The organism is Micromonospora sp. CB01531 (assembly GCF_001905095.1).
In the GTDB taxonomy this organism is placed as follows: Bacteria; Actinomycetota; Actinomycetes; order Mycobacteriales; family Micromonosporaceae; genus Micromonospora.
Genome location: NZ_LWLS01000120.1, coordinates 27,551 through 35,051, shown reverse-complemented (window position 1 = coordinate 35,051; position 7,501 = coordinate 27,551). Strand labels below are relative to the sequence as shown.

The following is a 7,501-nucleotide window of genomic DNA, read 5'->3' as shown; positions in this document are numbered from 1 at the left end:
GCGCCCTGCCGAGTTCCCGGACGCTCACTAAGACTCAGGTGCCGAGGTTACCGTTGAGGTATGGATCATCGAGCGGAGGTGACGGAGTTCCTGCGAACGCGCAGGGACCGGATCACACCAGAGCGAGCAGGCATCATCGGCGGCGAACGCCGCCGGGTGCCTGGGCTGCGCCGCGAAGAGGTGGCCATGCTCACCGGGGTCAGCGTCGAGTACTACGCCCGGATGGAGCGTGGAGACCTCGGCGGTGTGTCTGTCGAGGTCCTGGATGCTCTCGCCCGTGCGCTGAAGCTCGACGAGGCGGAGATCGACCATCTCAACGACCTGGCCCGCGCCGCTGGCCCGCCGCCGCGACGGCGACGGCCCGTCGAGCAAGCGGTGAAGCCGACGTTGCAGCGGTTCTTGGACGCAGTGACCGGCGCGCCGATGTGGGTGCGGGACCGACGCCTGGACTTCGTTGCTGCCAATCCACTCGGCCGGGCGCTGTATGCGCCGATGCTGGACGATCCGGCGAACCAGGGCAACACGGCACGGTTCACGTTCCTCAATCCCGCCTCGCGGGTCTTCTTCCCGGACTGGGAGGAGAACGCCGACGACATGGTGGCGACGCTGCGCACCTACGCCGGGCAGAACCCACTGGATCGGAAGCTCACCGACCTGATCGGGGAACTGGTTACCCGCAGTGACACGTTCCGGTACCGGTGGGCCAAGCACAACGTGCGTCATCACCGGGCGGGGATCAAACGAATCCACCATCCGGTGGTTGGCGATCTGGAACTGTCATACGAGGCGATGGAGTTCCCCGCGAATCCGGACTGGTTCATGTTCGCATTTACCGCGGAGCCGGGCTCGCCGACCGAGGAACGCCTCATGTTGCTGGGCAGTCTTTCTGTCGCCGGACAGACCACCGGAAGCGGCCCCGGGCGTCGCTGACGCCGGTCCGAGGGCATTCGCAGCACCTCCCCACGGTGAGCACGTACTGCCAGTGCCTCCCTTCGGCGTGCAGCCGCCCTTAGCGTGGGGAATATGGATCATCGAGCAGAGGTCGCGCAGTTTCTGCGCAGCCGCCGGGACCGCATCACCCCAGATGATGCGGGCATTGTCGGCGGCGGACGCCGCCGGGTGCCTGGCCTACGCCGCGAAGAGGTCGCCATGCTCACCCGCGTTAGCGTGGAGTACTACGCCCGGATGGAACGCGGCGACCTCTCCGGCGTCTCATCCGAGGTGCTGGACAGCCTTTCCCAGGCGCTCCAGTTGGATGAGGCGGAGACCGCGCATCTGCTCGACCTCGCCCACGCCGCAGGTCCCCGTCCGCCGCGTCGACGCGGACGCCCCGGAGAGCAGACGGTCAGGCCGAGCCTGCGCCGGTTCCTGGACGCGATCACCGGCGCACCGGTATGGATTCGCGACCGCCGGATGAACATCGTTACCGCCAACCCTCTCGGGCGTGCGCTGTACGCGCCGATCATCGACGACCCGGCAAGTAGCGCGAACACGGCTCGGTTCATGTTTCTCAACCCAGAAGCGGAAGAGTTCTTCCCAGAATGGGAGCGTGGCGCGGACGAGATCGCGGGCACGCTGCGCAGCTACGCGGGCCAAAGCCCGCACGACAAGGCATTGACCGATCTGATCGGCGAGCTGGTGACCCGCAGTGACGAGTTCCGCATCCGCTGGGCCAAACACAATGTCCGCTTCCACCGGCTCGGCATCAAACGCATCCACCACCCGCTCGTGGGCGACCTCGAGCTGGACTACGAGGCGTTGGACATGCCCGCGAACCCGGACTGGTTCCTGTTCGCCCACACCGCCGAACCCGGCAGCGCCACCGATAAGAGACTCCAACTGCTGTGCAGCCTCACCGCCCCCGACCCCGCCAGCGGCGAACCGTTCGACGCGCATGGCGACGACTGACGGCAACAAGGGTGTACTGCCAGTTACTCCCTGAACTGCGACGGCGAACCTAACGTGGAACCATGAGCATGAACGTGACTTTGAACAACGGCGTCGTGATGCCCGCGTTGGGCTTCGGCGTCTTCCAGACCCCTCCCGAGCAGACCGTCGCCTCCGTCGTCGAGGCGCTCCGTGTCGGCTACCGGCTGATCGACACCGCCGCCTCGTACTTCAACGAGCGCGAGGTCGGTGAGGGCATTCGCCAGTCCGGCATCGATCGCTCCGAGGTGTTCATCGAGACGAAGCTGTGGATCAGCGACTATGGCTACGACGAGGCCCTGCACTCGTTCGACAAGTCCGCCGGCAAGCTCGGCGTCGAGCAGATCGACCTGCTTCTGCTGCACCAGCCGCTTCCCACCGACTTCGACAAGACGATCGGGGCATACAAGGCGCTGGAGACCCTGCTTGCCGATGGCAGGGTGCGTGCGATCGGCGTGAGCAACTTCATGCCCGACGTGCTGGCGGATCTCCTCGCCCAGACCAGCGTGGTGCCCGCGGTGAACCAGGTCGAGGTGCACCCGTACTTCTCCCAGCCGGACGTGCTGGCCGCGAACGCAGAGCACGGCATCCTGGCCCAGGCGTGGTCGCCGATGGGCGGGATCACCAGCTACCGCGGCGACTCCAGCCGGTCGACGTTCAACGACCCGGTGATCGGGCAGATCGCCCAGGCGCACGGGAAGACGCCCGCGCAGGTGATGCTGCGCTGGCACCTGCAGGAGGGCCGCTCCGCGATCCCGAAGTCGGTCAACCCCGAGCGGATCGCCTCCAACTTCGATGTGTTCGGCTTCGAACTGTCGACGGACGAACTCGCACAGATCGACGGCCTGGACACGGGTGTGCGTGGCGGACCGGAGCCGGCAGCGGTGACACTGGAGGCGTTTCACCGCGACATCCCCGAGGCGTGACCCGCGGGCAGCGCATGCCGCAGATGACCGTGGCGACTAGCGACGCACCAGAGAACGGTGCCGTGTTCCAGTTCACGGCGATCGGCACCGGCTGGCAGATCGACACCGAGCATCCGCTACCTGGCCGGCTGCGAGCTGAGATCACCGCGCTGACAGAGGACTTCGATCGGGTCTGGTCGCGGTTTCGCACCGACTCGCTGGTCACCGAGATCGCGCACGCGCCGGGTGGGGGACGTTTCACGTTCCCAAGCCGTGACACCCTACTGCTGAACCTGTACGACCGGCTCGTGTCCGAGACCGGAGGCGCGGTTGACCCGCTGGTCGGACGAGACCTGGAACTGCTCGGATACGACGCCGACTACACCCTCACCCCCGACCACGCCAGTCTTGCCAATCGCGTCCCGGATTCTTGGTTCCGCGACGTCCGCCGTGAGGCGACCACGATCATCACGGATCACCCGGTGGTGATCGACATCGGCGCGGCCGGGAAGGGCTACCTCGTCGACCTCATCGCCGACACGCTCCGCGACGCCGACGTCGACCGGTTCATCGTGGACGGCAGCGGCGATCTTCGCCACCGCGGCCTCGACCCCGTGGTCGTAGGACTGGAGCATCCCACCCGGCCGGGCCGGGTCATCGGCACCGTCCCGCTACAGGATCGGGCACTGTGCGCGTCGGCCACCACCCGCCGCGCGTGGGGCGAGGGGCTGCATCACGTCCTGGACGGCCGCACGCGGCAGCCGGTCTCCAACGTGATCGCCGCCTGGACCATCGCCGCCGATGCCGCCACCGCTGACGGTCTCGCCACTGCCCTATTCGTCACCGAACCAGAACGTCTGGGCTCGTTCACGTTCTCCTGGGTGCGGATGCTCACCGACGGCCGCGTCCAATGGTCCAACGACTTCGACGGGGAACTGTTCCTCTAGCCCCGCCGCCCGCCGAACCCGCCCACCCGAGAAGGAGACAGAGACATGACCTCCCGGATCGCTACGCGCGCGGTCGCTGCCGCTGCCGCATCCCTCGCCGTCATCGCGCCCGTCGCCGGATGCGCGAGCAGCCCTCCAACGCCCTCGGCGTCACGGCCATCGACCACGCCCGACGCCAACTCAGGCTCGCCGGGCACCAGCACCGAGCCCAGCCGATCCGAATATGCAGACGGCACCTACACGGTCCGCGGGGTCTACGGTGGTGCGCCCTCCTACATGGCGATCACCCTCACCCTCGCCGACGACACGATCACTGACGTGACCGTGGAACCGATGCCAGAGAACAACGACACGTCCCGCGGCTATCAGGAGCGGTTCGCCGCCGCCGTGCCCGACGAGGTGATCGGCAAGCCCATCGCCGACCTGACGGTCGGCAAGCTCGCCGGCGCCAGTGGTTGTGCGGACGGGTTCAACGACGCCCTGACCAAGATTCGTGATCAGGCCAGCGAAGGCCAGTAGCCGCCGGGCAAGGGGTGTACCAGCAGTTCCTCCCGCCTCGCCCGAGCCGGACATAGCGTGGAAGCTGTGGAACAGCGACTTCATCGCGAACCAGACAACGCGCAGACGAACGTCGATTCGGTGCTCGTCGTCGGAGCGTCCGGCAGCATCGGCCGCCTGGCCGTCGCCCAAGCCCTCCACGCCGGATTCACGACCACCGCGCTGATCCGCGACGCGAACCAGGCGTCCCTGTTCCCCGAGGGCACACGAGTCGTCGTCGGCGAACCCACCCAGGCCGACACGCTCGCCGACGCCCTCGACGGAGTGAACGGGATCGTGTTCACCCAGGGCACCTACCGGGACGACGACGCCGAGCAGGTCAACTACCGTCCCGTCCACGCCATCGTGGATGCGCTCACGTCGCCGGCCCGGATCGCCCTGATGACCGCACTCGGGGTCACGAAGCCAACTCCGGGCCACGACTGGAAGCGGCGTGGCGAGCGCCTGGTGCGCGCCAGCGGGCTGCCCTACACGATCGTGCGTCCCGGCTGGTTCGACTACAACGAGCCCGACGAGCACCACCTCGTGATGCTGCAAGGCGACACCCGGTGGGCCGGCAACTCCTCCGATGGCGTGGTCTCCCGACAGCAGATCGCCGAAGTCCTCGTCGCCAGCCTCGCCAACGACAAAGCCGATCACAAGACCTTCGAGCTGGTCGCCGAGAAGGGCGAGGCCCAGCCCGACCTCACCCCGGTCTTCGCCGCCCTCCAACCCGACGACGAGGCCACGCTGGACGGTCCGAAGGATCGGAACAACCTGCCGCCTTCCGCCGAGCCTGAGCGGGTGGTCGGCGAACTCGACGCGCTCCGCGATCGCTTCTGACCCCACACCGTTCGTCCCCGCATGGGGCTGCCGAACAACGACACCCCCCGAGGAAATGAGAACGCGTGACCACGACGCTCAAGCTGTCCGTCCTGATCACCGCCGCCGTCCTGGTCATGACGGCTCTGACCGTCATCAACGTCTGGGAGGCGTCATGAACATGCTGCGCATCGTGGCCTTCTGGGCGGTCGCGGTGGTGTTCCCCCTCCCGTTGATGCTCGCCTACGACGCCATCGCCACCGAGCCGGTGAGCCTCAAACAGTTGGTGCTGTTTGCCCTGATCGCCTACTGCTGGTGGTTGCTGGCGATCCTGCTCAGCGTCCGACCGCGCTGGCTCGACCGGCTCGTGGGTCTGCCCGCGGTCTACCGGTTGCATGGGGTGCTCGGCATCGGGGCGCTCGTGCTCGCCTACATCCACGACCAGAACTCCTACACCAGCAACCAGCTGGCCCACACTCTCGGCGACTGGGGGCTCTACGGGACGATCGCCACCCTGTGTCTCGCAGTGTTCTTCCTCAGCGGCTGGCTGGTCGACCGGTCACGGTGGCTCCTGCGAGCCAGGCGTTTCCTGGAGAAAGTCGTCTTCCGGCATCAACTGTCCATCTGGCTCCATCGGCTCAACCTCGTGGTCGTGCTGCTGATCTGGCTGCACGTCCACGTGCTCGCGAGGATGAACCAGTACCTCGTGTTCATGATGCTCTTCGACCTCTACACGGTGACCGTGCTGAGCATCTACGTCTGGAAGGGTTGGATCGCGCCGGACTCCAATGCGCGAGGCACGGTCATGGGCAACGAAGCCCGCGGTGAATCGACTCGCAGGATCTCGGTCGAACTCGACCACGCGAACACCGCTGTGCGGCCCGGCGACTTCTTCTTCCTCAGCTTCGAGGACGCGGGCGCGGTCGGCCGAGAGCGCCACCCGTTCTCGGTGACCGACGACGACCAGACGACCGTCACCTTCACGATCCGCCAACACGGGGACTACACACGCCGACTCAGCAATATCACGGAAGGAACCCGCGCACGCCTGGAAGGCCCCTTCGGGCGCTTCGACTCCATCGTCGCCACGCACGACCCGGCTGCGCCGCTCGTGCTGGTCGGCATGGGCGCGGGCGTCGCGCCGCTGCTCAGCCTGGCCGCCGCGCACCACACCACCCGCAGAATCCATCTGCTGTGGTCGGTGCGCACCCCGGAAGACCTCTACTACCGCGACGTGCTCGCCGACTACCAGGCGGCATCGGACGGGAAGATGCAGGTCACTACGAGCGTCGGCCGGTTCCGGCGCGACGACCTCGAGCGGGAGCTCACGGGCGAGGCCCTGCGGACCGGCGCGTTCTTCATCGTCGGCTCGAGTCCCGCTGTGCTCGCCAACCAGCGGCTGCTACGGCGCATGGGAGTCGCGAGTCGTCGCATCCACCAGGAGCGGCTGATGTAGCCAGCGGGATGGCGGTCAGGCTCCGAGGCCGTCGAGCCACTCGCCTACCCGGGCCTCCGAGTCATCCATGTCGGACCGGGAGATGTCGAACGTGTTCTCGCTGACCGTCGCATCGGGCAGCATCTCGGCGACCTTTTCCAACGTCCCCGACAGGCCGCTGACGTCGTGGGTGGTGTAGAGGTAGACGTTCTTCCCGCTGAAGTCGTGCTGCTCGAAGAACGAGTACAGCGGCATCGGCATGTCGTACTCCCAGATCGGGTATCCGACGATGACCGTGTCGTACTCATCGAGGTTCGGGATCAGCGCCTTCAGCTCCGGCCGCGTTCCCGCGTCCTGCCACTCGACAGCGAGATCGATGAGGGTGTCGTGGTCCAGCGGCAGCTCCTCGGCGGTCTCGATCCGGAACGTGTCCGCACCCAGCCGCTCGGCCATCAGCAGCGCGACGTACTGGGTGTTCCCGTACACCTTGCCGTCGACGACGTGCGTGCTGTTCTCCTCGTCCTGGGTCATACCGTTCGGGTCGTCGGTCTCCGGAACGGAGAAGTAGACCACCAGCGTGCGCGATCCGTCCACCGCAGGCATCTCCTCCTGCGCGACGGCGGCCCCGCCGGTGTCGTCGACGCCGAACAGCGAGCATCCGGCGAGGCCGACGCTCGCGACGGAGACGGTCGCCAGGGCCAGGAACGTTCGTCGGGTATGGGTATTCGTCATCCTCGGGGTACTCCCTGTCGTCGTCGGCATCGGCGGTCGGTGATGCAGCGGGAAGCAAAGGCTCGCGCTCAGGACCCCGCGCACAGTCAGCTGTCGGAGCGAGCCTGCTCGCGGATCTGCGCGATGGCGTCGTTGAACCCGTCCGGGCAGGTGCTCGCACCTGCCAGCTTGCCGACCTCGGCCTCATCCAGGCTCTT

At 67.0% G+C, this 7,501-nt stretch carries 8 protein-coding genes; 7 read left to right on the top strand and 1 reads right to left on the bottom strand.

Annotated elements, in window-relative coordinates; genetic code table 11:
- Positions 1-60: 60 nt before the first annotated feature.
- The 7 genes from A6A27_RS36975 (at position 61) to A6A27_RS36945 (ending at position 6,593) form a co-directional block, all read left to right on the top strand.
- Positions 61-930, top strand: a complete 870-nt coding sequence (locus A6A27_RS36975) for a helix-turn-helix transcriptional regulator (RefSeq protein WP_073839308.1) — start codon at positions 61-63, stop codon at positions 928-930.
- A 93-nt stretch (positions 931-1,023) separates the two neighbouring features.
- Positions 1,024-1,908, top strand: a complete 885-nt coding sequence (locus tag A6A27_RS36970) for a helix-turn-helix transcriptional regulator (protein ID WP_073839307.1) — start codon at positions 1,024-1,026, stop codon at positions 1,906-1,908.
- Between the two features lie 62 nt (positions 1,909-1,970).
- Complete coding sequence (locus A6A27_RS36965; protein ID WP_073839306.1) at positions 1,971-2,852, top strand: aldo/keto reductase; 882 nt, start codon at positions 1,971-1,973, stop codon at positions 2,850-2,852.
- A 23-nt stretch (positions 2,853-2,875) separates the two neighbouring features.
- Positions 2,876-3,778, top strand: a complete 903-nt coding sequence (locus tag A6A27_RS36960) for an FAD:protein FMN transferase (protein WP_198940616.1) — start codon at positions 2,876-2,878, stop codon at positions 3,776-3,778.
- Positions 3,779-3,823: 45 nt separating this feature from the next.
- Positions 3,824-4,297, top strand: a complete 474-nt coding sequence (locus A6A27_RS43860) for a hypothetical protein (protein WP_143194373.1) — start codon at positions 3,824-3,826, stop codon at positions 4,295-4,297.
- A gap of 66 nt (positions 4,298-4,363) precedes the next feature.
- Positions 4,364-5,158, top strand: a complete 795-nt coding sequence (locus A6A27_RS36950) for an SDR family oxidoreductase (RefSeq protein ID WP_073839304.1) — start codon at positions 4,364-4,366, stop codon at positions 5,156-5,158.
- Between the two features lie 154 nt (positions 5,159-5,312).
- Complete coding sequence (locus A6A27_RS36945; RefSeq protein ID WP_143194372.1) at positions 5,313-6,593, top strand: ferric reductase; 1,281 nt, start codon at positions 5,313-5,315, stop codon at positions 6,591-6,593.
- 15 nt (positions 6,594-6,608) lie between these two features.
- On the opposite strand, the gene A6A27_RS36940 is transcribed toward A6A27_RS36945, so the two are convergent.
- The gene (locus A6A27_RS36940) at positions 6,609-7,304 is read right to left on the bottom strand and encodes a flavodoxin (protein WP_073839303.1); all 696 of its coding nucleotides are present in this window, start codon (positions 7,302-7,304) and stop codon (positions 6,609-6,611) included.
- Positions 7,305-7,501 lie beyond the last annotated feature (197 nt).

Bases quoted from the DNA above. Each gene is read 5' to 3' on its own strand.
- A6A27_RS36940 (WP_073839303.1), bottom strand. From the start codon at position 7,304: ATGACGAATACCCATACCCGACGAACGTTCCTGGCCCTGGCGACCGTC.
- A6A27_RS36965 (WP_073839306.1), top strand. From the start codon at position 1,971: ATGAGCATGAACGTGACTTTGAACAACGGCGTCGTGATGCCCGCGTTG.
- A6A27_RS36975 (WP_073839308.1), top strand. From the start codon at position 61: ATGGATCATCGAGCGGAGGTGACGGAGTTCCTGCGAACGCGCAGGGAC.
- A6A27_RS36945 (WP_143194372.1), top strand. From the start codon at position 5,313: ATGAACATGCTGCGCATCGTGGCCTTCTGGGCGGTCGCGGTGGTGTTC.
- A6A27_RS43860 (WP_143194373.1), top strand. From the start codon at position 3,824: ATGACCTCCCGGATCGCTACGCGCGCGGTCGCTGCCGCTGCCGCATCC.
- A6A27_RS36970 (WP_073839307.1), top strand. From the start codon at position 1,024: ATGGATCATCGAGCAGAGGTCGCGCAGTTTCTGCGCAGCCGCCGGGAC.
- A6A27_RS36960 (WP_198940616.1), top strand. From the start codon at position 2,876: ATGACCGTGGCGACTAGCGACGCACCAGAGAACGGTGCCGTGTTCCAG.